Below are 26,315 nucleotides of genomic sequence, written 5' to 3'. Positions count from 1 at the left end.
AAGAAGTATATAAATAGCCGTTTCCAATTTATCAGTCTATTATTCAATAGAATATGATAAAATATATTTAAAGTATTTATGAAGGAGGTGATTGCGATGGCTAAACGTATTAGAGCAAATGTGAATCCTGGTATTCTAGTCTGGGCCAGACAAACTGCTGGTTACAGTTTGGAAGAAGCTGCTCATAAAATAGGAACGTCTATTGAGAGACTTCAGGCTTGGGAATCTGGAGATGCAAAGCCAACTTTAAGACAACTTAGAGAAGCAGGTCGAGTTTACCGAAGACCTTCTGCTTTATTTTACCGTCATACAACCCCTGAACAGCCTCAAACTTTGCCGGACTTTCGTTTGCTTTCCGATGCTAATGTTGAAATTAGACCGGATTTACGTTTTGAGATTCGGCGTGCTTTTGCAAGAAGAGCCATTGCATTAGAAATTAGTGAGCAGTTGGGTGAACAGCCTCCACAATTTCATTTTGAGACTGAAATGTCTGAACCTCCTGATAGTTTAGCAGGTAGAATTAGAGAATTACTTCAGATAACAATTGAGGAACAGCACTCTTGGTCTGATCATTATGAAGCCCTTAGGGCATGGACAACTGCCATAGAAAGGACTGGAGTATTAGTATTCCAAACTGGAAATGTTGATGTTAACCAGATGAGAGGATTTTCTATTAGCCGGAAGCCTTTCCCAGTAGTTGCTGTTAATGGCAAAGATTCTCCACGGGGTAGAATTTTTACACTTATTCATGAGTTTGTTCATATTGCATTAGACAAAAGTGGAATTTGCGATTTGCATGATAACGATCTTGATGTTGATCATACAGTAGAGACCTATTGTAATCGAGTAGCAGGAGAGGTCTTAGTTCCTAAAGAAGCACTATTAAGTGAAACCATTGTGAGACAAAACTATAACAATAATTGGGATGATTATCAAATTAGTCACCTATCTAATCGTTATATGGTTAGTAAAGAGGTGATCTTAAGAAGACTACTTATATTAGGTAAAACATCCGAAGCAGAGTATCGGAGAAAACGCTGTGAATTTATAGAAGCATATAAACAGCAACAGACTGGGAAAAGTGGTTATGTTCCTTATTTTAGAAAAGTACTCCGTAATAATGGAGCGGCTTATACTAACCTTGTTCTTTCTGCTTATTACAATGAAGCAATTAGCTCTCGTGATCTTTCTAATTTTCTTGGAGGAATCAAACTAGAGCATATTCCAGCTATTGAGCAAGCTTTATTGACAAGTGTAGAAAGGGGCGAAGAATTCTGATTTTTTGTATAGATACAAGTGCCCTACTACATGCGTGGAGAAGAGATTATCCTCCTGATATTTTTAATTCTTTGTGGACTCATTTGATTGACTTAGCTCAGAATGAGCGACTCTTTGCACCTGATGAAGTATTACTTGAGCTAGAAAGAGGAGGAGATGAGCTTTATCAATGGGCTTTAGAATTAGATTTTATGTTCCTAGAGCCTAGTGAGGAAATGCAGCAAGTAGTTTCAGAAATTGTTGAAACGTACCCTTCATTTATACCCGATGAGAGTAGTGATGGCATATGGGCTGACCCTTATGTGATAGCTTTAGCAAAGGTGAATAGTGCTGTTGTGGTTACTGGAGAAAAGGCAGTTGGACTTGGTGCTAAAAGGCCTAAGATTCCTAATATATGCCAATATCTGCAAATTGAGTGTATAGATTTTTTGCAACTTGTTCGTTTGGAAGGTTGGAAATTTTAATACAATCTGGATGTTTTGGCTAGTATAATTTTATTGTGCTAGCCTATTTTATAAGTTTGGAGGGGAAAAAATCTGGCAAAATGGAATATGGCCCCATACTCGTTGCCGTAGAAAACATAATTTTGCCTGAAGATAGCGGTCGGCTAAAACGCAGCGTCTTACTTCATAGCTGATATATAACGTCTAAGTTCGTTATTCACCAGACTAAGGCTTCCCTCTGCGTTCTAAAAGACTTGGCGCAAGCCAAGTTTTGTTTTATACTATCATAAAGAATAACTATTCAAAAGGTTACACTGCCAAGGGGGCAAATTCATGTCAGACACATCAATGACCTTAATAGACCATTTAGAAGAATTACGAAAAGTAATTATCAGAATTGTGATAGCAGTATTAGTTGGCACTGTGGTAAGCTTTGCCCTGTTCGAAGATGTTTTATTTATAATAATCAATGCTCCCATAGCTGGGAAAGATATTCAATTAGCACAGCTTGCCGTAACAGAGGTTTTTATTACAAGATTAAAAATAAGTCTCCTGTCTGGATTTATAATTACTATACCTTTTACTGCATGGCAGATATGGAGCTTTATTCTGCCAGCATTATATGCCCATGAAAGAAAATATGTTTATATGATAGCCCCCATGTCTGCCATATTATTTGCAGCAGGGGTTGTTTTTGGGTATTATGTAGTACTGCCCCTTGCACTACTTTTCTTTATTGGGCAGGGTGCTGACCTGTTACCCATGCTGTCATTTGCTAGATATGTTGCTTTTGTTTTAGGATTTCTGCTGCCATTTGGGTTAGTATTTCAGCTGCCCCTGGCAGTGGTGTTTCTAGTTAAAATTGGTGCTGCAGACTATAAGTTTTTTAAAGCCAAAAGAAAGTACGCTATATTTATTATATTTATAATTTCCGCAGTTTTAACCCCTGCAGATGTAGTTTCCCAGCTGCTTATGGCAGGTCCTGTAATACTGCTTTATGAAATTAGTATTTTGATTGCCTGGCTAATAAGAAAAAAAGTTAAAGAAGAGGATGAGGAGACAGATGTCATCTCTTAGAGAGCTTTTTGAAAAAAGAGAAGAGGATTGGCTTTCCCCTTATGCTGTTAAATCAAAATCTACACTGGGGAGAATAGTTCAGGAAAAACCATGTGATGTGCGTACAGCATTTCAAAGAGACAGGGATAGAGTTATTCACTCAAAGGCATTTAGAAGGCTTAAGCACAAAACACAGGTTTTCATATCACCGGAAGGAGATCATTTTCGCACAAGGCTAACCCATACTTTAGAGGTAAGTCAGATAGCAAGGACTGCAGCAAGGGCCTTAAGGCTTAATGAAGATTTAGCAGAAGCTATCTCTTTAAGCCATGATTTAGGCCACACTCCCTTTGGCCATGCAGGTGAAACGGCCCTTAACCAGGTGCACCCCGGGGGATTTAAGCATAACATCCAAAGCTTAAGAGTAGTTGATAAACTGGAGTTAGGTACTGGATTGAATTTAACCTGGGAAGTAAGAGACGGCATAGTAAATCATACTGGAGATGTAACCCCTAGTTCACTGGAGGGACAGATTGTAAAAATAGCTGACAGAATAGCATATATTAACCATGATATTGATGATGCCATTAGGGGAAGAGTGATGTCACTAGAAAGCCTGCCAAAGGAATGCCTTAAGGTTCTTGGTTTTAAGCATAGTGAAAGAATTAATAAAATGGTTAGAGATATGATTGATGCAAGCTGGGATAAACCTTATATAACAATGAGCAAGGAAGTATCTGCTGCAATGGATGAATTGCGACAATTTTTGTTTAGAAATGTTTATATAGGTTCTCTGGCCAAAACTGAAGAAAAAAAAGCCATGAGATTGGTGCAGGAGATTTACCATTACTATTGCAATCATCCACAGGAAATATCCAATGAATATAAAGCACATAATGATGCTGAAACAAATGAGGATATTCTGGTTATAGATTATATAGCTGGTATGACAGATAGATATGCTATAGCCATCTATCAAAAGCTTTTTGTGCCATCAGGTTTTTCTATTATTTAGTAATATTATAGATGTATATTCTAGATTAATTATGTTAATAATACTACCAAGAAGCAAGCATCCTGTTAGGTATCTAGTCAATGCCTAAATAGTCTGACCGACGAAGAGATGCTTGCTTCTTTTTATGTTCATTTTTCTATACAATATACAATACAAAAAAAGCCTCCCAAAGCCCTGGGAGGTTAATAAAAAACAAAAGGGAAAATAATAAGATATGAAGGGATATTACTCTCTTCAACTATTAGTATAGCATATGATATATACTCATACACTAGGAAAGTATTGGCTTGCATGATGGATTAACAGTCAGCATATAGGGATAATATTTTACAAATTTTTATTTTTTATCTAATTTTGCTACATATATTACTTTTATTGCTTTTAAATAGAAGGAAAACAGCTATATATATAGAATATGTATAACCATTGCTCAGCAAATCCTATAGGAGGACTTAATGGTTTTATGACGAAATAATATATAAACTCATTAATCAGGTGATTTAAGGTGAAAAATTTTATTCCTGAGGAAAAGGTTCAGGAAATTTTAGAAAGGGTTTCCATAGAGCAAATTGTATCCAGATATGTATCATTAAAGCAGCAAGGACAAAATTATATTGGTCTATGCCCCTTTCATAGTGAAAAAACACCATCCTTTTCAGTTAACCCTTCCAAAGGCCTTTTTTATTGCTTTGGCTGTGGTGCTGGAGGCAATGTCTTCACCTTTCTTATGAAAGCAGAGAATTATACTTTTGTTGAAGCTGCAGAATTTTTAGCATCACAAGCAGGAATTTTGCTAACAGATAACAAATTAATCAAGAAGGTAGATAAGGAAAAAAATTTTTTAATAGAAATAAACTCTCTAGCACAAAAATATTATCATTATATGCTTATGGAGAGCTCAAAAGGCAAAAAAGCCCTTGAATATTTAAAAAACCGTGGCATTTCATCTGACATCATTATGGAGTTTGGCATAGGCTACTCATTAGATGATTGGGATTCATTAATAAGTTTTATGAAAAAAAGGAATGTGCCACCATCTGAATTAGAGAAGGTAGGTTTGATAAGTCCAAGTACCGGGAATAATTCAGGATATTATGACCGTTTTAGAGGTAGGATTATTTTCCCTATATATAACCTCAATGGCTTGATTATAGGCTTTGGGGGTCGCATAATAGATGATACAATAAAGGCTCCAAAATATCTTAATAGTCCTGAGACAAAAATATTTCAAAAAAGCAAGCTTCTTTATGGCATGAACATTGCGAGAGATGAAGTAAGAAGAAAAGACCTGGTTATATTGGTAGAAGGATACATGGATGTTATTGCAGCCCATCAAAAGGGAATAAAAAATACAGTAGCATCATTAGGTACTGCATTTACAGCAGAACAAGCAAGAATGCTAAAAAGGTATACTGATAATGTAGTAATTGCCTATGATGCTGATGAAGCTGGCCAAGAGGCAGCTTTAAGAGGACTATCTGTCCTGCACGAAAATGGCTGCAAGGTTAAAATCCTTACTTTACCTGATAAAAGTGATCCAGATGATTATATAAGAAAACATGGCCCTGAAAGATTTGTTCATTGTATAAAAAACGATGCAGTCCATTTACTTGAATATAAGTTAAGAATTGCCGCACAAAAAAACAACCTAGACACTATAGAAGGTAAGAAAAAGGTACTTGATTTTATCATTAGAGATCTCACAGAGATTGACAGTCTTGTAGAAAGAGAATACTATATAAGGTTAATTTCCAGCAAACTAGGTGTTACTGAACAAGTAATAGCTGCAGAGATTGGAAAATACTCCAAAAGTCTGCAAAATATTGGTGCCAATAGGGATAAAAAGGCAACACTAAGGAATAATAGCAAAGAAAAGTATCTATTGGGGAACAGTATACAATACAGGGTGGAAAGATTTATTGTAAGGTATATAATGGAAAATCCCCAAAAGATAGATTGGTTTCAGGAAGTTGTGGGTTTACACTTATTTCAGATTTCCAAGTTTAGATTAATAATAAGAAGTTTGATAAAATATATTGAAACTAATAAGGTTAGTGATGGGTTTAATTTTAAAGCTTTTATACTTACACTACCTGAGGAATTGCAGAGTTTCTTACCAGAAATACTCAACACTAGTGAAGACACTTATTCAATAAATGATTGTGTTTATATAATAAAGAACAACTGGTATAAAACCCAAATAGAAAGCCTTAAAAAAGAGATTTCAGCAGCAGAGGAATGTGAGCAAAGGGAAGTTGTAGACTCATTGGTGTTAAATTTAATTGAGCTCCAACGAGAATGGAAAAAATAAAGTCATAAGCTCAAGCATGATGACCCTAATGGAAGGGGGGACAATGGTGAAAGAAGATGATAAGAAAACAGAAAATATAAAGCAGCTCATAGAAATAGGGAAAAAACGTGGAATATTAACCTACAAAGAAATAATGGATACTTTACAAGGTATAGAATTAAGCCCAGATCAAATAGATGAAATATATGAGCATTTAGCTAGTATGGGAATTGAGGTTATACCTGAAAGTGGTCAGTTAGAAGCGGAAGACGACAAGGAAGATCTTGAAATAGATATAGATTTGTCTATTCCAGAGGGAATAGGAATAGATGATCCTGTACGAATGTATTTAAAGGAAATAGGGAGAGTTCCTTTGCTGTCGGCAGATGAAGAAATAGAGCTAGCAATAAGAATAGAGCAGGGAGACATTGAAGCAAAACGCAAGTTGGCTGAAGCAAACCTTCGATTGGTTGTCAGTATAGCCAAACGTTATGTTGGAAGAGGCATGTTGTTCCTTGATTTAATACAGGAGGGAAATTTAGGATTAATTAAGGCTGTTGAGAAATTTGACTATCGCAAAGGATTCAAGTTTAGCACCTATGCTACGTGGTGGATTCGTCAGGCAATAACCAGGTCAATTGCTGATCAGGCCAGAACAATCAGAATTCCTGTGCATATGGTTGAAACCATTAATAAACTGATTAGGGTATCCAGGCAGCTGCTGCAAGAGTTAGGAAGAGAGCCAAGCCCAGAAGAGATAGCAGTAGAAATGGATATTCCAGAGGAAAGGGTTAGAGAGATAATAAAAATTGCTCAAGAACCAGTTTCTTTGGAAACTCCCATTGGTGAAGAAGAGGATAGTCATTTGGGTGATTTTATTGAGGATCAGGATGCACTGGCACCTGCAGAAGCAGCCTCTTTTACCCTGCTTAGAGAGCAATTAGAGGATGTATTAGACACATTAACACCTAGAGAAGAAAAGGTATTAAGGCTTCGCTTTGGCTTGGATGATGGCAGAACTAGAACATTAGAAGAGGTAGGGCAAGAATTTGGAGTTACTAGAGAAAGAATTAGGCAAATAGAAGCTAAAGCATTACGAAAGCTTCGCCATCCAAGTAGAAGTAAAAAGCTTAAGGATTATCTAGAGTAATATAGAGTAGTAATATAGAGTAGTAATATAGAGTAGTAACAAAAATTACTATTGACAACGTATTTGGAATGTTTTATACTATACTTTGTCAGTATTGAGGGGCGTTCCTCGGTAGCTCAATGGTAGAGCACTCGGCTGTTAACCGAGTGGTTGCTGGTTCGAGCCCAGCCCGGGGAGCCATTTTATTGGGCCCATAGCTCAGCGGTAGAGCCACCGGCTCATAACCGGTCGGTCCCTGGTTCGATCCCAGGTGGGCCCACCAATAATAGGTAAATAATGCAAATTAATTAATTCGGCCCGTTGGTCAAGGGGTCTAAGACACCGGCCTTTCACGCCGGTAACAGGGGTTCGAATCCCCTACGGGTCACCAATTTAAACATCTAAAAAAATGGGTGATTAGCTCAGTTGGGAGAGCGCCTGCCTTACAAGCAGGATGTCGGCGGTTCAAGCCCGTCATCGCCCACCATATTGAAATTAAACCTTGCAATGCAAGGTTTTTTGCTTTCTAATTAACCATTAATTGTATATTTTTTCATATAATTAGATATTATTAAAGAAGAGAATTGTTTTTGTAAAAAAACCAAGGAATTCTGAAAGTTTTGGTGAATTTAAATAGAATACCAATTTTGTATAAATGGGAGGCAAAATATGTTAAACAATAGGCTTGCCACAATTGCAAAATATATAACACCCAATTCTCATGTTGTAGACGTTGGAACAGACCATGCTTTACTGCCAATATTCTTGATTCAAAATAGTTTATCCTGGCAAGTAATAGGTGTTGAATTAAATCGTGGTCCATATCTAAAGGCCAAGAATAATGTTGCCACACTTGGGCTGGATAAGTACATAGATCTACGATTGGGTGATGGTTTAGAGCCTGTGTTAAATGATAAGGTTGATATTGTAGTCATAGCCGGTATGGGAGGCAAGACTATTATTGAAATCTTAAAAAGAGGAGCAAGCCTACTGAAAAATGTCAATAGAGTAATTTTGCAGCCCATGAATGGGTGTGAATTAGTAAGGAACTATTTACACTATACTAAAGGCTTAACAATAGCTGATGAGGACCTTGTTATGGAAAATGACAGGCTTTATGAAATTATTATTGCTGAGCCTGGTGTTTCTCAGGATTTTGATGATATACTCATTGAAATTGGCCCAATATTATATAGAAAAAAACATCCCCTATTTCCCATGCTTTTAGAAGGAAAAATTCAACGATATAGAGAAATAGCTAATAACCTTGATAAGAGTAATAAGATAACAGCCAAGGATAGAATGAAGTACTATAATGCAAAGGCAAAAATGTTAGAAAAGGTGTTGGTATCGTGTCTGTAAAGGTTGCCACTATTGTCCAGACAATTGAAAAGATAGCCCCAAAAAAACTAGCCTATGACTGGGATAACGTTGGTCTTTTAGTGGGGAATCCCAAAGGAGAAACAGATAAAATATTGGTTTCCCTTGATGTCAACGAACAGGTAGTGGATGAGGCTATTGAGCTTAGAGCAGGAATGATTATTTCCCATCACCCATTAATATTCAAACCTATAAAGAATATACTTTGGGACAATCCCATGGGGGCAGTTTTAAAGAAACTCATACAAAATGAGATCAGCGTCTATGCTGCCCACACCAATCTAGACTTGTGTAGGGGTGGAGTTAATCAAGCGCTCTTTGAAAAGCTGGGTTTAGGGCATGGAGAAATTTTAAAGGTAGAGAGTATTGAAAAGCTTTTTAAATTTGTAGTTTTTGTGCCAATGTCCCATGTGGAACAGGTTAAACTATCCATGGGCAATGCCGGTGCAGGGTGGATAGGGAATTATTCACATTGCTCCTTTGGAACAACTGGAATAGGATCTTTTAAGCCACTTGAGGGCAGCAGTCCATATGTAGGCAGGACTGGAGAAATAGAGGAAGTGGAGGAAATGCGCCTGGAGACTATTGTTCCTGAAAAACTGCTGAATAAAGTGCTAAAAGCAGTAATAAAGGCACATCCCTACGAAGAGGTAGCATATGATCTTTATCCACTTGCCAATTCTGGTGAGGAATACGGCCTGGGTTTAATTGGAATTTATACTAATCCTCTTTCAAAAAATGAATTTTTAAAGATGTTAAAGGAGTGCTTACAAGCCCCAGTATTAAAGATAGCCGGTTCACTTCCGGAAAAGATTGAAAAAGTTGGAGTATGTGGCGGTTCTGGTGGCACTATAATAAACAATGCTGCCATTAAAGGTGCTCAGGTATTTGTAACTGGAGATGTAAGCTATCATCAGGCACAGGAGGCGGAAAATCTGGGTGTTTGTGTTATTGATGCAGGTCATGGTATCACTGAAAGGTTGATAGTACCCATTTTTGCTTCCAATCTGGATAATGAGCTTCAGAACCAAAAAGCCAATGTGGAAGTTATTGTGTCAAAAGTAAATAATGAACCATGGACTTATATATAGGATAGGGGTTTTCCCTATCCTTTTAGTTATTTATTATCCTATGGAGGTGCTTTTAGTGAATATGAAAAAACTTTACGAATATCAAAACCTACGAGGTGAATATTTTAAACTAAAAGAAAAGGTTAACTCTACTGCCAAAAAAGAAGAACTGCTTGAGTGGAAAGGAAGGATCGAACAAATTAATAGAGAAAAAGAAGAACTGAAAGGTTTAATGGATGAAAAGAATAAGCTTGTAAAAAAAATAAATGCTTTAATAAAAGATATTGAAGCAAAGGAAAAGGACTTGGAAAAACAGCTTTATGAGGGAAATGTTCTAAATCCAAAGGAACTGTTATCAATGCAAAAAAAGCTGGATGAGCTAGGTGGTCATAAAAAACATACGGAAGAGACATATCTTAGGGAAAATGAAGAGTTTTCTTCAATACAAAGGGAATTAGAGGACAAAAAGCAAGAGCTGATGAAAGAATATAGACCTTATCAAGATGAGATCAATAAATACAAGCAAAGCAAGGAGATAGATAAGGTTAATCTTAATGAATTAGCTAAACAAATAAAGGAAATGGAAAAAGAAATAGATAATAGTCTGTTGGAAATCTATTTAAAACATGCAAAAAAGCTTGGCAACAATGTGCTGGCCCTTGTAAAAGGGGGTAAATGTGGGGGCTGCAACATTGATATCTCTAAGGTTGATTTGGGGGAAGTCAAGACTGGAAATAAGTTGGTGATTTGTGAAAACTGTGGTAGAATATTAGTTATTAATTTGTGATGTGTTGGGGTGGAATAATGGAAATAAAAATCTATACAGATGGTGCATCCAGGGGTAACCCTGGTAAAGCAGCAGTTGGTGTGATAATTTATGATTTAGATGGTCAAATTTTAAAGAAAGATAACGAATATATTGGTGTAACTACAAATAATGTTGCAGAGTATAAGGCTGTAATTAGGGGGTTGGAGTTAGCAGTAGGTCTAGGGGCTTCCGGGGTAAAGCTATATGCTGATAGTCAGCTCCTTGTAAAACAGCTTTCAGGAGAATATAGAGTAAAAAATGAAGGCTTAAAACCCCTATACGAGAATGTAAAAGCATTAACCAGGAACTTTAAAAATTTTGCAGCAATTCACATTCCCAGAGAACAGAACAAGGAAGCAGATAAACTAGCCAATATGGCACTTGACAGTCAGTAGTAGATTTCGGGAGTGAGGCTAATGATTGAGTCTGGAATAATAGATAAGATTCTCAAGGATGTTATTTCAAGGATAGAAACAGGCAAGAACCAGCTTTATGAAATAGCTGAAGAAGCTAGACAGGAGTGCGTTAGGGCAGAGGCGGCCATGCTCAAAATAAAAAATGACACCCTTGAAATTGTTGAACAAGTTGACTGGTGGGAAAAAAAAGAAAAAAAGGCCAGATTAAGGCTTGCCGAGGTTAGTAAGAACTTTCATAAGTTCGGAGAAAGTGATATAAGGTCTGCTTATGAAACAGCCAAGGACATACAGGTGCAGCTGGCCTTGCTAAGAGAAAAAGAAGAACATTTCAAACTAAAAAGATTCGAGCTTGAGCAGCAGTATAAAAGAATGAAGCAAACAGTTGAGAAGGCCGAGTCCCTTGTTTCCCAGGTTGGGGTGGCAATGAAGTTTCTAAGCTCCAACTTAAAATCCATCCAGGAGGAAATTGGTAAGATTCAAGACTGGCAGGAATTAGGACTTGCTGTTATTAAGGCTCAAGAGGAAGAAAGAAGACGGGTAGCAAGGGGAATCCATGATGGTCCCGCCCAGTCCCTGGCAAATATAGTGCTGCGGATAGAGTTTTGTGAAAAGATTTTGGAGAAGAGGCCGGAGGTTCTTCCAGAAGAACTGTCACAATTAAAAAGCTTTGCTCGAAAGACCCTTGAAGAAATTCGTAAAATACTCTTTGACTTAAGGCCCATGGATCTAGATGATCTTGGATTAATATCTGCACTAAAACGTTTCCTCATGGACTTCCAGGATAAGAATGGTATTCAAGTTGATTTTCAGTTTTCTGGAAATGAGCAGATTTATGCACCAGAAATAGAAGTGGCAATCTTTAGAATTATTCAGGAATGTATAAATAATGTTAAGAAACATTCAAAGGCATCCATGGTAAGAGTTAATATGGAAAGGGCTCCCCTTAAAATTAATGCAGTAATATCAGATGACGGTGTTGGTTTCAATGTTGAAGAAGGTCTGCAATCAAATAGATTTGGATTAAAGGGAATGAGAGAATGGGCTAGACTCCTTGGAGGGGATGTAAAAATAGTTTCCTCGCCAAATAGTGGAACTAGGATTTCAGCTGTTATTCCGTTGAAGGAGAGGTGATATTCATTGAAAACTATAAAGGTTTTGCTGGTTGATGATCATCCATTAATAACTGAAGGCTTGGAGAAAATTCTTTCCTTTGATGATGCAATACAGGTTGTAGGGAAGGCAAATGACGGAGACCAGGCTATTGAAATTGCTAAAGATGTTAAACCAGATGTGGTTGTAATGGATATTAACATGCCAGGAATAGATGGCATAGAGGCATGTATGAGGATTCGGGACATGCTTCCAGGCACAGAAGTAATAGCCCTTACTGTATGTGAGGAAGAGGATAGAATTTTACAAATCCTCAAAGCGGGTGCCAAGGGTTATTTTTTGAAGGATGTGGAAACTGAAAGATTAATAGATGCCATTAAAAATGTACAAAAGGGTCAATCCTTCATACATCCCCAGATAGCTGCCAAGGTCCTAAATAGCTACACAACCCTGGCAAGCAGGCAGAACAGAGATTTTAAAGGCAACGAATTAACTGATAGAGAACTAGAACTGGTCAAGCTTATGGCCAAAGGCTTGAGCAACAAGGAAATTGCATCAGCCCTGTATATTAGTGAAAAAACTGTCAAAAATCATATAACAAATATACTTCGAAAGCTTGATTTAAGAGACAGGGTCCAAGTGGCAATCTGGGCCATAAAGGAAAAGCTAATATAGGACTATAGTCTTTAATTTTAGGACTTACATTTACAGGAAAATGGGTACCTTGCCGGATACTCATTTTTTTGATTCCCATGTAGAATATGGTTAAGAAAATTTTAAGGAGGTATATATATAATGTTAAATCTAGTGAAGAAGTTCTGGAAGGAAGAAGATGGACAGGGTCTAACTGAGTATGGCTTGATTTTAGGGCTAATTGCAGTAGTGGTTGTAGGTCTTTTGGCTACCATGGGTACACAGATTAGAGATGTCTTCCAAGCAATAGTTGATCAATTACCTGCCGGAGGAAGCTAAATTAATAGTTAGCTATTCTAAAAAAGTATTTTTTTTAATTAAACCGACTATAATCCCCCACCCAACAAAACCCCCTACTAAAGTAGGGTTTCTTTTTAAGAAACTATTTTGGACACAAACGGCCCTAAGAAAGGAAGGTTATTATGGAAGCCCCATATATAACAAATATAACAAATGCAATACTTATAATTGTTCTTAGCCTTTGCCTGATAACAGACATAAGACAGAGGAAAATCTACAACTTAATAACCTTCCCGGCCCTGGTAATAGGGTTAGTCTTAAACAGCACCCTATACGGTGTAGAAGGGTTAGTGGACTCACTTAAGGGTATTGGCATAGTTCTGGCAGTACTGATACTGCCCTTTATCATGGGGGGGATAGGTGCAGGGGATGTTAAGCTTCTTATGACTGTAGGTGCTTTAATGGGATTTACCTTCGCCTTTGAGGCCCTGCTGGCAACCTTTTTAACAGGGGGTGTAATAGCTGTAGCCCTTATTATCAAAAGGGGCATGTGGAGAGAGGTCCTTGGCAGATTAACAGCCAACCTGTATTTGTTCATAGCAGAACCTGTTTTTAGGAGACAGGTGAATGAAAATAACACATTTCAAGGGCAGGAGAAATATGCATTTCCCTATGGGATTGCCATCTTTGTTGGAGCTATCCTTGTACTACTATTTCGGTAAAGTGTCAGGTGATGAAAGATGAAGTGGATCAGAAACAAAAGGGGACAGGCCCTGGTTGAATTAGCCTTAGTTCTGCCAGTTTTCCTGCTGCTCCTTGGGGGAGTGGTTGAAACCTCCAGGGTGTTCTTTACGTACCTTACTGTCAACCATGCAGCTAGAGAGGGAGCCAGGCTTGGTGCAGTTGGCAATGATGCTAACAGCATTATAGCCAGGGTAAAAGACTCTGCGGGTGTGTTGAGTGAGGAAAATATACAAATTGAAGTAAGCCCACTAAACCCTACCAGGGGCAGTCAGCTAACGGTAAAGGTATCTTACCCCGTACAGATTTACATGCCGGTAATATCACAAATATTTGGGAATCCTCAATGGGTATCTGGTGATGCCACCATGAGGGTTGAATAAAGGGGAAGGCAAATGATAAACAAAAAGCTGTTACTAATAACTCTTATAATCAGTATTATCACTGCAACAGTTGCTTATTTGTATCTGGAAAACATTAAAGCTGAGCTTGATACAACAGAATATACTGAAGTAGTGGTGGCCGCTGTAAATATACCACAGGATACGGTGTTAACTAAGGATCTTCTGGTAATGAAAAAGATTCCCGCAGAATATGCCCATCCCAATTCCACATTGCAGATGGATATGGCTGCAGGTAAAATTAACAAGGTGCCCCTGACCAAAGGTGAGGGAATCCTAAGCACCCATATCATGGATCAATTCTCTACTGAGGAAGGCCTGGCCTATGCCCTTGCCCCGGGCATGAGGGCACTGACCCTGGGTATTAATCAGGTCTCTGCGCTAAACTATTTAATCCTACCAGGGGACAGGGTTGACATTCTGGTTACAATAAATACTAATGAAACCACCCAGACCAGTTATGTTTTGGAAAATATTGAAGTTTTAGCACTTGGAACCCAGATGGTAAGAAATATTCAGGATCAGGGCAGGGAACAACAGACAATAACCCTACAGGTAAATCCTGCCCATGCTCCCAAGCTTGTGTTAGCCTCAGAGGCAGGTAACATTAGAATGCTCCTCAGATCACCTCGAGAAGAGGGAAGAGTTGGCGAGGGCCATATAAACCTGCAAGAATTACTTGGAAGGTAGGTATTAATATGACCATTAGAGTAATGATAGTTGATGATATCCAGGAAACCCGTGATAATGTTAAGCGATTACTGTCTCTTGACCATGAGATTACGGTAGTAGGTGAGGCTGCAAGTGGAAAGGAAGCCCTGAAAACAATAAAAAGCAGACAGCCAGATATAGTCCTTATGGATATAAACATGCCGGATATTAATGGTCTAGAGGCTACTGAACAGCTAACCATCCTTTATCCGGAAATATCGGTAATTATGATGACTGTACAGGCTGAAATGGAGTACATGAAAAAGGCCATGAGGGCAGGTGCCAAGGACTATATTACAAAGCCTTTTACTGAAGAGGAACTTGTACAGGCAATAAAAAAGGTATGGCGGATGGAACACCGCAAGAAGAATAAAACCCTCCTTGAGCAAACCTATACAAAAAATGACCCCAAGATTATCACAGTCTTTAGCACCAAGGGAGGAGTAGGCAAGACCACCCTTGCTGTAAATCTTGCCATTAGCCTGCAGACATTAACGTCTAAAAAGGTTGCCCTGCTGGATCTGGATGTACAGTTTGGTGATGTTTCGGCAATGCTTAATTTGATGCCCAAGAGGACCATTAGTCACCTGGTACAGGAAAAGGGTGAGTTTGACTTAGAACTGATTCAAAATTACATGATGAAACACCCGGGTTCAGAAGTGGATATATTGCCAGCCCCTGCAAGGCCTGAGTATTCAGAGCTAATTACAGGTGACCATATTGAAACCATTTTAAAAATCCTCAAGGAAGGTTATGATTTCATAATCATTGATACTGCTTCTTCCTTTAGCGATCTCAATCTTACAGTGATGGATTTTTCCCAGACAGTATATCTAATGCTCTCCCTGGATTTGCTTTCCATAAAAAATACCAGGTTGTCACTAGAGGTACTGGAATCCCTTCAGCATTTGGACAAGGTAAAGCTCGTTTTAAACAAGGCAAGCAGCGACTGGGGGCTTAATGTGCCGGACGTGGAAAGAACCTTAGATAAGCATATGGATTTTGAAATTCCCCATTCAGAAAAGCTAGTTGTAGATTCCATAAACAAGGGTATTCCCTTCATGATCAGTAACCCTGCATCAAAGATAGCCCAGTCAATAGAAGCTTTGAGCTGGTCAGTTTTGAAAAAGCCCAAAATGGTTCCTCAAAAGAAAGGGCTGTTAAATAGAATATTATCCATACAAGGGGTGTAACATATGTCCTTGATGCAAAGGCTGGAGAATAGTCCAACAGCAACTAAACGAAAAGACTTTGGCAGTATAATAAATACTGGGCCTTCAGAGAGAGAAGCCTACCAGGAATTAAAAAGGGAGCTCCATTTAAAAATTATTAAGGAGTTTGGAAAAGTAGAAACTGATAAGGAAAAAACAGATAAGGATATTCAAGAAAAAATAAGTGAGCTAATTGATGAGCAGAAGGTATATTTGCCCAGGGCAGAAAAGCAGCAGCTAATAAAGGACATGCTTGATGAAATAAATGGTCTAGGACCTATAACAAAACTCATGGAGGATGAAACCATTACAGAAATAATGGTTAATGGACCAGATAATGTTTATATTGAGCGAAGGGGCAAGCTTGAATTAACCAATGTGAGGTTTCGTGATAACGATCATGTGATGCATATAATAGAAAAAATTGTCTCACCAATTGGCAGAAGAATAGATGAAAGCATGCCCATGGTTGATGCAAGGCTGTCTGATGGCTCCAGGGTTAACTGTATTATTCCACCCCTTGCCCTTACTGGGCCCACAATTACCATTAGAAAGTTTTCCAAGGAGCCCTTTACAATTGTAGATTTAATCAGGTTTGGAACCTTAACCCCTGAGATGGCCAAGTTTATAGAGGCATGTGTCAGGGCAAGGCTTAACATTATAGTTTCAGGGGGTACTGGCTCAGGCAAGACTACACTCCTAAACTGCCTTTCGAGCTTTATTGGGAAGGATGAGAGAATAGTTACCATTGAGGATGCTGCGGAGCTGCAGCTTTCCCAGCCACATGTCATCTCTTTAGAAACCAGGCCTCCTAATATAGAGGGTACAGGAGCAATAACCATTCGTGACCTTGTAAGAAACTCATTACGTATGAGACCAAACAGAGTGGTTGTAGGTGAGGTTAGAAGCGGTGAGGCTCTGGATATGCTCCAGGCAATGAATACAGGCCATGACGGATCTCTAACTACAGCCCATGCCAACACTCCCAGGGATATGCTGGCAAGGCTTGAGACAATGGTGCTCATGGCCGGAATGGATTTGCCAATACGGGCCATTAGAGAGCAGATTGTCTCAGCTGTTGACCTGATAATACAGCAGTCCAGGATGAAGGATGGGAGCAGAAAAATCACACATATTACAGAAGTCCTTGGGTTAGAGGGTGATATACCTGTTTTACAGGATATTTTCATATACAAACAGGATGGTATGATGAGAGAAGGCAAGGTCATGGGCCAGCACAAAGCTACAGGTATCAGGCCCAAGTTTGCTGATAAGCTAAAGGGTACTGGTGTAAATCTGTCGGAAAGCATCTTTGAACCTTTTAGCGGCTTCAGGGATGGGGTGGAGTTATGATCCATGTGCCAGTTTTATTAGCTATAAATGCTGCCCTGGTAGTTTTCTTGATTCATCACTTTTTAACCAGGGAGCAGCGCTTCTTAAATAAGAGACTTAAAGAGGTGGCAGGCAGCCAACAGGAAAAGAAAAGGTTTTTGACCGGACTAAGTTTGATGGAACTGCTGAGGGCTTTAAGCAGATTTTGGGTTGCCAAAAACAGGGTCAAAAAGGTGGAAAAAAAGCTCTTGCAGGCTGGCATCCCCCTGAAGGGAGAAGAGTTCTTAACTGCTATTTCATTAACAATTATAGCAGCCATTATCTTAGGGCTTGTTCTGTTTCAAAATATAGGGCTGACCATTATCCTTGTACTAGTCTCCTCCATAATGCCCAAACTCATAGTAGAATCTGCCATCAAAAAACGTTTAAAGCTGTTTGACAAACAAATTGGAGATGCCCTTGTGATTATATCAAATTCCATGAGGGCCGGTTTCAGCTTCATTCAAGCCATGGACATGGTGAGCAAGGAGATGCCAAATCCTATTTCGGGAGAATTTAGCAGAACCTTAAGAGAGATATCCATGGGCACGCCTACACAAAATGCCCTTAATAATCTTTCTGAAAGGGTAGGCAGCGATGACTTGGATCTAGTTATTACAGCCATACTAATCCAAAGACAGGTTGGTGGCAATCTAGCAGAGGTTTTAGACAATATTTCCAGCACCATCAGGGAGCGAATTAGAATTGCTGGTGAGATAAGGACCCTTACAGCCCAGGGGAGAATTTCAGGAATGGTAATCGGTTCACTGCCCATAGGTTTAGCACTTATGATTTTTATGATAGATCAAAACTATATACTCACACTTTTTAGAGACCCATGGGGTTTAATAATGATAGGCCTGGGGATTGGGGCACAGATAATAGGCTTTTTGCTGATTAAGAAGGTTATTCAAATAGAAGTATAAAAGTACAAAGGGGAAATAACCATGTTATATGTACTACTTATCCTGGTGTTTTTAACTACAAGCTTGTTAATTGCTACAGCAGTAGAGCTGTTAACTAGAAAAAAACGACTTCTTAAATCACGCCTTGAAAAGGTGGCTGAAAACACCAGGGAAGATGAAATAAATGAACTTAATAAGCCGCTAAAGGATAGGATCTTAAAGCCTCTAATGGAAGTCACATCCTCCAAAATGAGCAGGCTATTACCTCAAAAGGGCATTGATAATATAGAAAAAAGACTTATCATTGCAGGCAGCCCAGAAGATTTGGGACCATATGAGTTCATCTCTATACAACTTGCATTATGTGTGATCTTTGCACTTGGTGGGGCATTTCTTGCCCATTTATTAGATTTTGGATATATAATGGCAGCCTTTTGGGGGGCACTGTTTGCCCTGTTAGGCTATAATCTGCCCAGGCTGTATTTAAAAAACAAGACTCAACAAAGGCAAAAAGACATTCAAAGAAACCTGCCTGATGTAATTGATTTGCTAACAGTAAGTGTGGAAGCAGGTCTGGGGTTTGATTCAGCCATAGCCAAGGTAACTACAAAGGTCAAGGGGGAAATTGCCAGGGAGTTTACCATAGTATTGAAAGAAATTAAAATGGGGAAAGCCAGGCGGGATGCTCTAAAGGATATGGTAAGCCGAACCCAGGTGGATGATCTATCTAACTTTATAGGTGCAGTTGTCCAGGCAGATCAGTTGGGAGTAAGCATGGGCAACATGTTGAGAATCCAATCTGGGCAGATGAGGGTTAATCGTCGGCAAAGGGCGGAAGAAAAGGCAATGAAAGCTCCTATTAAGATGCTTTTCCCAATGGTATTTTTTATATTTCCTTGCATCTTCATTGTTCTATTAGGTCCTGCTCTTATACAGCTTATCAAGATGTTCATGAGTATGTAAGAGGTAAACAGATTATATAGTGGGAGGGTTAAGATGTTCAAATATACTGATGGAAATCAAGAAATCAAAATCCAGGTTGCAAGTACCTTTTTCAGCAGGTTCAAGGGTCTAATGGGCAGAAGAGAATTACAGGATGATGAAGCTCTTTTGTTATGGCCTTGCAGCTCCATCCATACTTTTTTCATGAAATTTCACATAGATGTTGTTTTTTTATCAAAGGATAATTATATAGTTAATATAGTAAAAGATATTCCTCCCTGGAGTATATGGCCTCCTGTAAAGGGAAGCAGCAAGGTATTGGAATTTAAAGGAGGAACCCTGGATAGGCTGTCAATTAAGAAGGGAGAAAAATTAGAATTTATTCCTTGCACAAACCATAATATGGAGTAAAATAATAATAACGCATAATATTAGCAAGGGGAAATTTTTCAATGGACTTTTCAAAGAAGTGGATTATATATATTCTATTATTGCTGGCCACCATCTCATGGGGGGCTTCTTTTGTTGCTGGAAGATATGCAGTTGGGGAGCTTCATCCCCTGGTAGCGGCAAGCTCTAGATTTATACTGGCTTTTTTAGTACTGCTGCCTATTCTGATTCTTAAAGAAGGCAGGAACATCCTTGTCAGTTTAAGGGATTTGCCATTATTATTTGCTGCGGGGCTTACTGGCATTGTCATATATAACATATGTTTTTTTACAGGCTTGAAATATACTTATGCATTAAATGGCTCCTTGATTGTAGCTGCAGGACCTGTGTTTACTGCACTCCTTTCTTCATGGATATTAAAAGAGGAGGTTACCATAAGGCACTGGTTGGGTGTTCTGCTATCCATTGCCGGAGTGTTGTTTATTATTTCTTCAGGTTCCATAGAGGTTTTATTGAAGCTTAACTTTAATCCAGGGGACATTCTGATTACTTTTGCTATTTTCAACTGGTCCATATACACCATAGTAGGTAAGTTCACCGGTAAAAAATTTAGCTCCCTGTTAACCATAACCTATGCATGTGGTATAGGTGCAATAATCCTGACCCTATTAGCAATTCCACACTATAGGGTGCTGGAAGTTAATGAAATAAGTGGAGGTACTATTTTTTCCATTATATTTTTAGCTGTGGCTGCTAGTGCCATGGCGTTTGTTTTTTGGTATCATGGGGTAAAATACTTAAATGCCAGTAAAGTAGCAGTATTTCAAAATGTGGTTCCACTGGCGGCAGCTGTTTTCTCAATTCTGATCCTTGGAGAACAGTTAAAGTATTTTCACCTGGCAGGAGGGCTGTTAATTTTCCTGGGTGTGTATACTGCCAACAGGAAGAAGTCAGAAGTCCTTGACAAGCCAGCAAATGTAAGATTAAAGGAAAGTGGTTAATATGAGTATCTTCTTAATAGCTGTAACATCTATACTATTGCTGAATTTATCATGGTATCTGGTAAGTGATTATTGGCTGCGCAGCGATCTGGCACAATACCCTAGAGCTCGTAATGTGACTAGATTAGCTCTTTTGATATGGATATCTATTATATTTATACCAGTAATAGGGATGACCATTCCTTACTTTGACAATCCACTTGGCAGGGGACCCTGGGGATGGCTGGCTCTTTTCTATTTGTGGATGGGCTCCATTTTTTTCTGGATGATTGGAATGGGTATTCTAGGTGTGCCTATCTCTGTTTATAATTATTTTACCAAAAAGTCCAGGGCTAGTAAGCATGGTTTACAAACAAAAATAGATCAAAATAACTCTAGCTCTTTAAGTAGAAGAAAACTCTTGCGTTTAGCATTGGTAGCAGCGCCTCCCTTAATAGTCAGTGGAAGCACTATAGCTGCAGTAGCTACAAAGGATAGATTAAATATATACACAAAGGACCTGCCAGTAGCAGGCCTTCCGGATGACTTGGATAAGCTAACAATTACCCATTTGTCTGATTTACATATTGGCATGGTTACAGGAAGAGATAGAATAGAGAGGATAGTCGCTGAGGCTAATTCCTTAAAAAGTGACATTATAGCAGTAACAGGTGATATACTAGACCAGGATCTCCAATATATGCCTGATCTCCTTGAAACAGTTGGAGAATTAAAGGCTCCCATGGGGGTATATCTATGTCTGGGAAACCATGATAAAATCCAGGATCCCTATAGATGGATTAACAAGGTGCGTGGTGCGGAGTTGGACCTTTTACTAAATGAATCAGTCATAATAGATACCGGCAGGACACCTTTAAAAATTATGGGCATAGATTTTACCCATAGGGATAACAATAATTTCTCCTTCATACAAAAGGCTGAAGAAGACAGTAGTGCAGACAATGCTTTGAGAATACTATTGGCTCACCATCCCCATGCCTTTGATGCTGCTGCAGTCATGGGAATACCCCTTACCCTTGCAGGTCATACCCATGGTGGTCAGTTGGTATTGAAAGATTTAAGGGGCAATGAATTATTCAACCCCGGAAATAGATTATTTCGTTATGTAAAGGGAATTTATCACAGCCCTCAGGGCCATACCTTATTTGTTCATGTAGGATCTGGTGACTGGTTTCCACTAAGGATGGGAGTACCCTGTGAGATTGTTCAATTAAGGCTGGTCCCGGCCCAAATTATATAACACAATATAAGACACAGGGATTTCCTTGCGTCTTATTTGCTTAGTAGGAGGTATCTCTTTGACCATACCTTTTCCAATTAAACCAATGGAGCCAATAGTATTAAACAAACCCTTTGATTCCAAAGAGCATCTATTCCAGGTTAAATGGGATGGTGTTCGCTGTCTTGCTTATACCCTTGAAGCTGGAACACGTCTATTTAACAGAAGAATGAATGAAAGGACCAGGCAATATCCTGAAATAGTAGAATTTCTTGATAAACTTCCCAGGGGGATAATCCTGGACGGAGAAATTATTACCCTTAATCAGGATATGAAGCCTAATTTCAGGCGCGTGTTAAAGAGGGACCTGGCTAAGAATAGCATGAAAATATCTCAGTTAATAGAAATAATTCCTGTTTACTACATGGTTTTTGACATAGTCTACTATGCTAATAATTGCATTGCTCATAGGCCTTTGACTGGAAGACAGGAAATCCTAGAAAAAGTATTACCTGAAAATCCATTTATAAAAAGTGTGGATAGCATCTTGGATAAAGGGGTGGAACTCTTTAAAGCAGTAGAGGGTGAAAAACTTGAGGGTATAATAGCTAAAAGGTTGGACAGTCCATATATTTTTGGTGAAAGGACCAGTTACTGGCAAAAGATCAAGGTATGGCAGGAGCTAACTGCTGTAATCGGAGGATATTCAACAAAAATGGGAGAAATACGTTCTCTGTTAGTAGGTTTGTTTAACGAGAGTGACAATTTGCTGTACTACATAGGAAATGCCAGCTCTGGGGTAAGCCACAATCAGTGGTTAGTGCTGCAGCAATATTTTGAAGGATCTGCAGATAAACCTGTCAAAACACCCTTTGCAAATCCACCAAGAAAATCAAAGGGTGAGGAATACCACTGGGTAAAACCTGAACTCTGCATAAAGCTGGAGTATACTGAATGGACTGAAGACTTTAAACTGCGTAATCCCAAGGTAATAGCTTTTAACCAGGGGGACGGTTCTTCTGGCTGGTTTTTTAAAAATAAATAGGTGGGTAGAATTTTTAATATAACAATAGAGCTATAGTCTGTTAAGCATAATATAAATACAGTTATTGAACTGGTTAAAAAATGCTTCATCCCTTATAGAGGAAGTGCTGTTCTTGAATGTATTAACTATTGAAGGTAAAGAAATAAAACTGACAAATTTAGATAAAGTATTCTGGCCTGATTTAAACATAACTAAAGGTGATATGATAAATTATTATATTAAAGCAGCTCAATACCTGCTGCCCCATATCAAGAATAGACCTTTTTCAATGAAGCCTTATCCAGATGGCATTAATGGGAAAAGCTTTTATCAAAAACAATGCCCCAGGGAGGCTCCTGACTGGCTTACGACTACTCCTATATATTCGTCTAAGAAGGGCTATGTTCAATGGTGTTTAATAAATGACCTTCCAAGTTTGATATGGATAGCCAACAGGGCATGTATTGAGATGCATACATGGTTTTCCCGTGTTCCAAATTTGGATAAGCCCGATATTGCAGTATTGGATATAGATCCATCTGGAAATACAGGTTTTAAAGAGGCTCAAACTATAGCCAGGCTGTTTAAAGTCATAATTGATGAATTCAAACTGACTGCCGTACCTAAAACCTCTGGAGCAACAGGTGTTCATATCTATATTCCTATTGAGCCCAGATATAACTTTAGTCAGGTTCGGGATTTTCTACTAAAGCTTTGTCATTTTGTTGAGGAAGCTAATCCAGGGCTTGCCACAACTGAACGCAATGTAAAAAAACGAGGTAGCAAGGTCTACCTAGACGCAGTTCAAAATGCAAGGGGCAAGACAATCCCAGCAGTGTATAGTTTAAGGCCAACACCTGAGGCCACAGTCTCCACACCTTTATTGTGGGAGGAATTAGATGATGAAAGTCTTGTGCCAACCAGATTTACAATAAACAATACACTTTCCAGGATCAAGGATATGGGAGAGCTTTTTCAAGAGGTGTTGACCAAGAGACAAATGCTCCCCAAAATTTGATATTTGTAAAATATAATGCAAACACAATACTTGGATTTTAGACGGTTTTTCTTTTTTTTCTGGGCGTAGGTGCCTTTTTTGCTGCCTTGTCTTCTTTTTTTGTAGCCTCTACACTGGCCCGGAGCTTTTCCATGAGGTCTAAAACCTGGGGCCTGGGCTCTGGAGCTGCAACTTCTTTAATTTCCTCGCCGTCAATTTTTTGTCTAATCATCTTTAAAAGCTCTTCCCTATAATCATCAGTATACTTTTGGGGATTAAACTCAGTAGTAAGGTTTTCCACAAGCTTCACTGCCATTTCACTTTCTTCGTTACGGATTTGTATTTTGCCCTCAAGCTTATCAATGCCTAATTCCTCCACATTTCTAACTTCATGAGGAAAAAACATTGTTTCTACAGCCAGGGCATTACCAATAATTCTAACTAATGCCAGATGCTCTTTTTGCCTTATGGTTACCTTGGCCACAGCTACCCTGCCGGTTTCGCGCATTGCATTACGTAAAATGAGATATGGTTTTTCTCCTCCATCACCTGGACGCAGGTAATAGGTCTTGTCATAATATACCGGATCAACCTCTTCAAGCTTAATGAAATCAACTATTTCAATTGTTTTCGTAGTGGCAACTGGAATGGTTTCCAGGTCCTCATCGGAGATGATAACAAATTTGTTGTCTTCATATTCATAACCCCTTACCGTATCCTCATATTCTACTTCCTTATTACAATGTGGGCAAAACTTTTTCTGCATTAAAGGTGTATGGCACTCCTTATGAAGGGTGCGAAACCTGACATTCTCCCTTGCTGTTGCCACGCTCATTCTCACCGGTACATTTAATAAACCAAAGCTTATAGAGCCCTTCCAAACAGTCTGCATAATTATTCAACTCCCTCTTTAAATTACGACTCATTAGTATATTTTCCCCACTTAAAGTTTAAATAACAAAAAATCAAACCTCTGGTGTTTTTGGATTCTACCTACACTTGTTCCACAACTTGCATAAAGGTAATTAACTTAAATTCTAGAATAGTATTGCTTATCTAGACATATGCAAATTTGTCTATGTGTATTTAATATATGAAAGGGGGTAGAGCCTAATGAAAATGTTTTTAAGAGTACTACTTTTGGCCTTTATATTTGCATTAGTGTTTAATAGCACTTCAGTAGAGTCAGCACAGTCAGCACAGGTCCATCGAGTCCAGCCTGGTGAAACATTATACACCATTGCAAAGCAATATGGGATAACTGTAGATGAGCTAGAGGCTAATAACGGCTATCTACGCAATCCTAATGTACTTTTTGTAAAACAGGTGTTAATAGTTCCAGCTCCAAAGGTGAAGCAAAAGATTTCTGAACAAAACACCTACACAGTTATACCAGGTGATTCGCTATATAAGATTTCACAGAAGCTGGGTATTACAATGAGTTTACTAATAGCACAAAACCAATTAAATGAGAAAGATTTTTTAAGAGTTGGCCAGGTATTGATAGTGCCACCAAAAGCTCAAGCAAAAACTCAGGTTCAGCAAAATGCTGCTAATACCTATCAAGTAAAACCAGGGGACTCATTATATTTAATAGCCCAAAGACTAGGAGTTACTGTTGCTAAAATTGCAGAGGAGAACAAACTGCAAAACTGGGATTATCTTTATGTAGGGCAGATTCTTAAACTACCTGCACAGGAGGCTCCCAAGGAAGCAATGGCCAAGCAGCCGACCCAGCAGCCAGCTCCACAGCCATCATTTCAGTATACTATAGCCCAGCTTGCAAGAATGTTTAGCGATACCTTCTATTTAAGGGGGCCAGCTGGGGGTGCTAAAGTAGCCCTGACCTTTGATGATGGTCCTGATGCCCAATATACAGGACAGGTTCTAGATGTATTAAAAGAGCATGAAGCACAAGCAACCTTTTTCTTAATTGGTGAGAGTTCCCAAAAGTACTCCCATGTGGTTCAAAGAATTGATCATGAGGGACATGTTATTGGCAATCACTCCTGGTCACATCCAAATCTAGCTAAGGTGGAAAAGGAACGCCTGCATTCAGAAATTATACAGACTGAAATTATTCTAGAAAAGATAACTGGCAAAAATCCTGCCCTTATAAGACCTCCCTATGGTGCAGTCTCAAAGGAATCTATAGAGCATATGAGGGATTTGGGGTACAAAGTTGTGAACTGGTCTGTAGATTCTATTGATTGGAGAGATAGAGACATTGATCAAATATTGATCAACACCCTTCCAGGTGTAAAGGATGGAGGCATTATTCTGTTTCACACAGCTGGAGGAGGGCAGAGCTTTGCTGCAACTGTAAGTGCCCTATCTGAAATAATCTATACACTTAAAGCTCAGGGTTATGAATTTGTTACTGTTGACACATTGTTATCAGTTCCAGCCTATAAATAGCTTATAAAAGACTTAGTTTACTGATGCAGTTTTTAATTCTTGATTGCTTTAGTTTT

Annotated in this window: 27 protein-coding genes and 4 tRNA genes; 30 read left to right on the top strand and 1 reads right to left on the bottom strand. The window is 38.7% G+C overall.

Annotation, left to right across the window (positions count from 1 at the left end; translation table 11 throughout):
• Window positions 1–96: 96 nt before the first annotated feature.
• From K364_RS0107840 to ligD, 29 genes are all read left to right on the top strand, one after another.
• Window positions 97–1,278, top strand: a complete 1,182-nt coding sequence (locus tag K364_RS0107840; RefSeq protein WP_028307579.1) for an XRE family transcriptional regulator — start codon at window positions 97–99, stop codon at window positions 1,276–1,278.
• Window positions 1,245–1,742, top strand: coding sequence for a DUF4411 family protein (locus tag K364_RS0107835; protein WP_340622506.1), 498 nt, complete (start codon window positions 1,245–1,247; stop codon window positions 1,740–1,742). The genes K364_RS0107840 and K364_RS0107835 overlap by 34 nt, the downstream gene beginning before the upstream one ends.
• Window positions 1,743–2,054: 312 nt before the next feature.
• A complete protein-coding gene (tatC, locus tag K364_RS0107830; protein WP_028307577.1) occupies window positions 2,055–2,798 on the top strand; it encodes a twin-arginine translocase subunit TatC in 744 nt (247 codons plus the stop codon).
• Entirely contained in the window at window positions 2,785–3,792 is a 1,008-nt protein-coding gene (locus tag K364_RS0107825) for a deoxyguanosinetriphosphate triphosphohydrolase (protein WP_028307576.1), read from the top strand. Before tatC ends, K364_RS0107825 begins: the two co-directional genes overlap by 14 nt.
• A 505-nt stretch (window positions 3,793–4,297) precedes the next feature.
• Complete coding sequence (dnaG, locus tag K364_RS23200; protein WP_051533872.1) at window positions 4,298–6,103, top strand: DNA primase; 1,806 nt, start codon at window positions 4,298–4,300, stop codon at window positions 6,101–6,103.
• A 43-nt stretch (window positions 6,104–6,146) separates the two neighbouring features.
• The gene (gene rpoD / locus K364_RS0107815; RefSeq protein WP_242841669.1) at window positions 6,147–7,232 is read left to right on the top strand and encodes an RNA polymerase sigma factor RpoD; all 1,086 of its coding nucleotides are present in this window, start codon (window positions 6,147–6,149) and stop codon (window positions 7,230–7,232) included.
• 105 nt (window positions 7,233–7,337) lie between these two features.
• Window positions 7,338–7,412: transfer RNA gene (locus tag K364_RS0107810), tRNA-Asn, on the top strand.
• Between the two features lie 7 nt (window positions 7,413–7,419).
• Window positions 7,420–7,494 (top strand) — tRNA-Ile (locus K364_RS0107805).
• A gap of 32 nt (window positions 7,495–7,526) precedes the next feature.
• Window positions 7,527–7,602 (top strand) — tRNA-Glu (locus K364_RS0107800).
• 20 nt (window positions 7,603–7,622) lie between these two features.
• Window positions 7,623–7,698: transfer RNA gene (locus tag K364_RS0107795), tRNA-Val, on the top strand.
• A 182-nt stretch (window positions 7,699–7,880) separates the two neighbouring features.
• Window positions 7,881–8,573, top strand: coding sequence for a tRNA (adenine(22)-N(1))-methyltransferase (locus K364_RS0107790; protein ID WP_035268387.1), 693 nt, complete (start codon window positions 7,881–7,883; stop codon window positions 8,571–8,573).
• The gene (locus K364_RS0107785; protein WP_028307573.1) at window positions 8,564–9,682 is read left to right on the top strand and encodes a Nif3-like dinuclear metal center hexameric protein; all 1,119 of its coding nucleotides are present in this window, start codon (window positions 8,564–8,566) and stop codon (window positions 9,680–9,682) included. The genes K364_RS0107790 and K364_RS0107785 overlap by 10 nt, the downstream gene beginning before the upstream one ends.
• Window positions 9,683–9,743: 61 nt before the next feature.
• Window positions 9,744–10,448, top strand: a complete 705-nt coding sequence (locus K364_RS0107780) for a zinc ribbon domain-containing protein (RefSeq protein ID WP_277995574.1) — start codon at window positions 9,744–9,746, stop codon at window positions 10,446–10,448.
• A gap of 17 nt (window positions 10,449–10,465) precedes the next feature.
• Window positions 10,466–10,864, top strand: coding sequence for a ribonuclease HI family protein (locus K364_RS0107775; protein WP_028307571.1), 399 nt, complete (start codon window positions 10,466–10,468; stop codon window positions 10,862–10,864).
• A 21-nt stretch (window positions 10,865–10,885) separates the two neighbouring features.
• Entirely contained in the window at window positions 10,886–12,016 is a 1,131-nt protein-coding gene (locus tag K364_RS0107770) for a sensor histidine kinase (protein ID WP_028307570.1), read from the top strand.
• A 6-nt stretch (window positions 12,017–12,022) separates the two neighbouring features.
• Window positions 12,023–12,670 carry a response regulator gene (locus K364_RS0107765; RefSeq protein ID WP_028307569.1) on the top strand — a complete coding sequence of 216 codons (648 nt, stop codon included), beginning with the start codon at window positions 12,023–12,025 and terminating at the stop codon, window positions 12,668–12,670.
• Between the two features lie 120 nt (window positions 12,671–12,790).
• On the top strand, window positions 12,791–12,967 hold the full coding sequence (locus K364_RS23195) for a Flp family type IVb pilin (protein WP_035268383.1): 177 nt from the start codon (window positions 12,791–12,793) through the stop codon (window positions 12,965–12,967).
• Between the two features lie 143 nt (window positions 12,968–13,110).
• On the top strand, window positions 13,111–13,650 hold the full coding sequence (locus K364_RS0107755) for an A24 family peptidase (RefSeq protein ID WP_051533871.1): 540 nt from the start codon (window positions 13,111–13,113) through the stop codon (window positions 13,648–13,650).
• Between the two features lie 18 nt (window positions 13,651–13,668).
• Window positions 13,669–14,052 carry a TadE/TadG family type IV pilus assembly protein gene (locus tag K364_RS0107750; RefSeq protein WP_028307567.1) on the top strand — a complete coding sequence of 128 codons (384 nt, stop codon included), beginning with the start codon at window positions 13,669–13,671 and terminating at the stop codon, window positions 14,050–14,052.
• Window positions 14,053–14,064: 12 nt separating this feature from the next.
• Complete coding sequence (gene cpaB / locus K364_RS0107745) at window positions 14,065–14,760, top strand: Flp pilus assembly protein CpaB (protein ID WP_028307566.1); 696 nt, start codon at window positions 14,065–14,067, stop codon at window positions 14,758–14,760.
• A gap of 8 nt (window positions 14,761–14,768) precedes the next feature.
• Entirely contained in the window at window positions 14,769–15,974 is a 1,206-nt protein-coding gene (locus K364_RS0107740; RefSeq protein ID WP_028307565.1) for a CpaE/TadZ family protein, read from the top strand.
• A 3-nt stretch (window positions 15,975–15,977) separates the two neighbouring features.
• Entirely contained in the window at window positions 15,978–17,345 is a 1,368-nt protein-coding gene (locus K364_RS0107735) for a TadA family conjugal transfer-associated ATPase (RefSeq protein WP_028307564.1), read from the top strand.
• Window positions 17,342–18,289: a type II secretion system F family protein gene (locus K364_RS0107730; protein ID WP_028307563.1), complete on the top strand. Its 948-nt coding sequence runs from the start codon at window positions 17,342–17,344 to the stop codon at window positions 18,287–18,289. Before K364_RS0107735 ends, K364_RS0107730 begins: the two co-directional genes overlap by 4 nt.
• 21 nt (window positions 18,290–18,310) lie before the next feature.
• Window positions 18,311–19,231: a type II secretion system F family protein gene (locus K364_RS0107725; protein ID WP_028307562.1), complete on the top strand. Its 921-nt coding sequence runs from the start codon at window positions 18,311–18,313 to the stop codon at window positions 19,229–19,231.
• A 33-nt stretch (window positions 19,232–19,264) separates the two neighbouring features.
• A complete protein-coding gene (locus tag K364_RS0107720) occupies window positions 19,265–19,621 on the top strand; it encodes a DUF192 domain-containing protein (protein ID WP_028307561.1) in 357 nt (118 codons plus the stop codon).
• A gap of 41 nt (window positions 19,622–19,662) precedes the next feature.
• Complete coding sequence (locus tag K364_RS0107715; protein WP_028307560.1) at window positions 19,663–20,601, top strand: DMT family transporter; 939 nt, start codon at window positions 19,663–19,665, stop codon at window positions 20,599–20,601.
• A 1-nt stretch (window position 20,602) separates the two neighbouring features.
• Entirely contained in the window at window positions 20,603–21,841 is a 1,239-nt protein-coding gene (locus tag K364_RS0107710) for a metallophosphoesterase (protein ID WP_028307559.1), read from the top strand.
• Window positions 21,842–21,899: 58 nt separating this feature from the next.
• Window positions 21,900–22,865, top strand: a complete 966-nt coding sequence (locus tag K364_RS0107705; protein ID WP_028307558.1) for an ATP-dependent DNA ligase — start codon at window positions 21,900–21,902, stop codon at window positions 22,863–22,865.
• A 112-nt stretch (window positions 22,866–22,977) separates the two neighbouring features.
• Window positions 22,978–23,862 (top strand): non-homologous end-joining DNA ligase, encoded by an 885-nt coding sequence (gene ligD, locus K364_RS0107700; RefSeq protein ID WP_051533870.1) that lies wholly within the window; start codon window positions 22,978–22,980, stop codon window positions 23,860–23,862.
• Window positions 23,863–23,899: 37 nt separating this feature from the next.
• Here ligD and ku read toward each other — a convergent pair whose 3' ends face one another.
• On the bottom strand, window positions 23,900–24,733 hold the full coding sequence (ku, locus tag K364_RS0107695) for a non-homologous end joining protein Ku (protein ID WP_035268379.1): 834 nt from the start codon (window positions 24,731–24,733) through the stop codon (window positions 23,900–23,902).
• A gap of 221 nt (window positions 24,734–24,954) precedes the next feature.
• Between ku and K364_RS25480 the strand changes: the two genes are divergently transcribed.
• Window positions 24,955–26,259, top strand: a complete 1,305-nt coding sequence (locus tag K364_RS25480; protein ID WP_051533869.1) for a LysM peptidoglycan-binding domain-containing protein — start codon at window positions 24,955–24,957, stop codon at window positions 26,257–26,259.
• Window positions 26,260–26,315: the final 56 nt, after the last annotated feature.

Source organism: Desulfitibacter alkalitolerans DSM 16504 (genome assembly GCF_000620305.1).
In the GTDB taxonomy this organism is placed as follows: Bacteria; Bacillota; DSM-16504; order Desulfitibacterales; family Desulfitibacteraceae; genus Desulfitibacter; species Desulfitibacter alkalitolerans.
The sequence above is the reverse complement of the archived record's forward strand: the minus strand, read 5'-3'. Positions and strand labels throughout refer to the sequence as shown.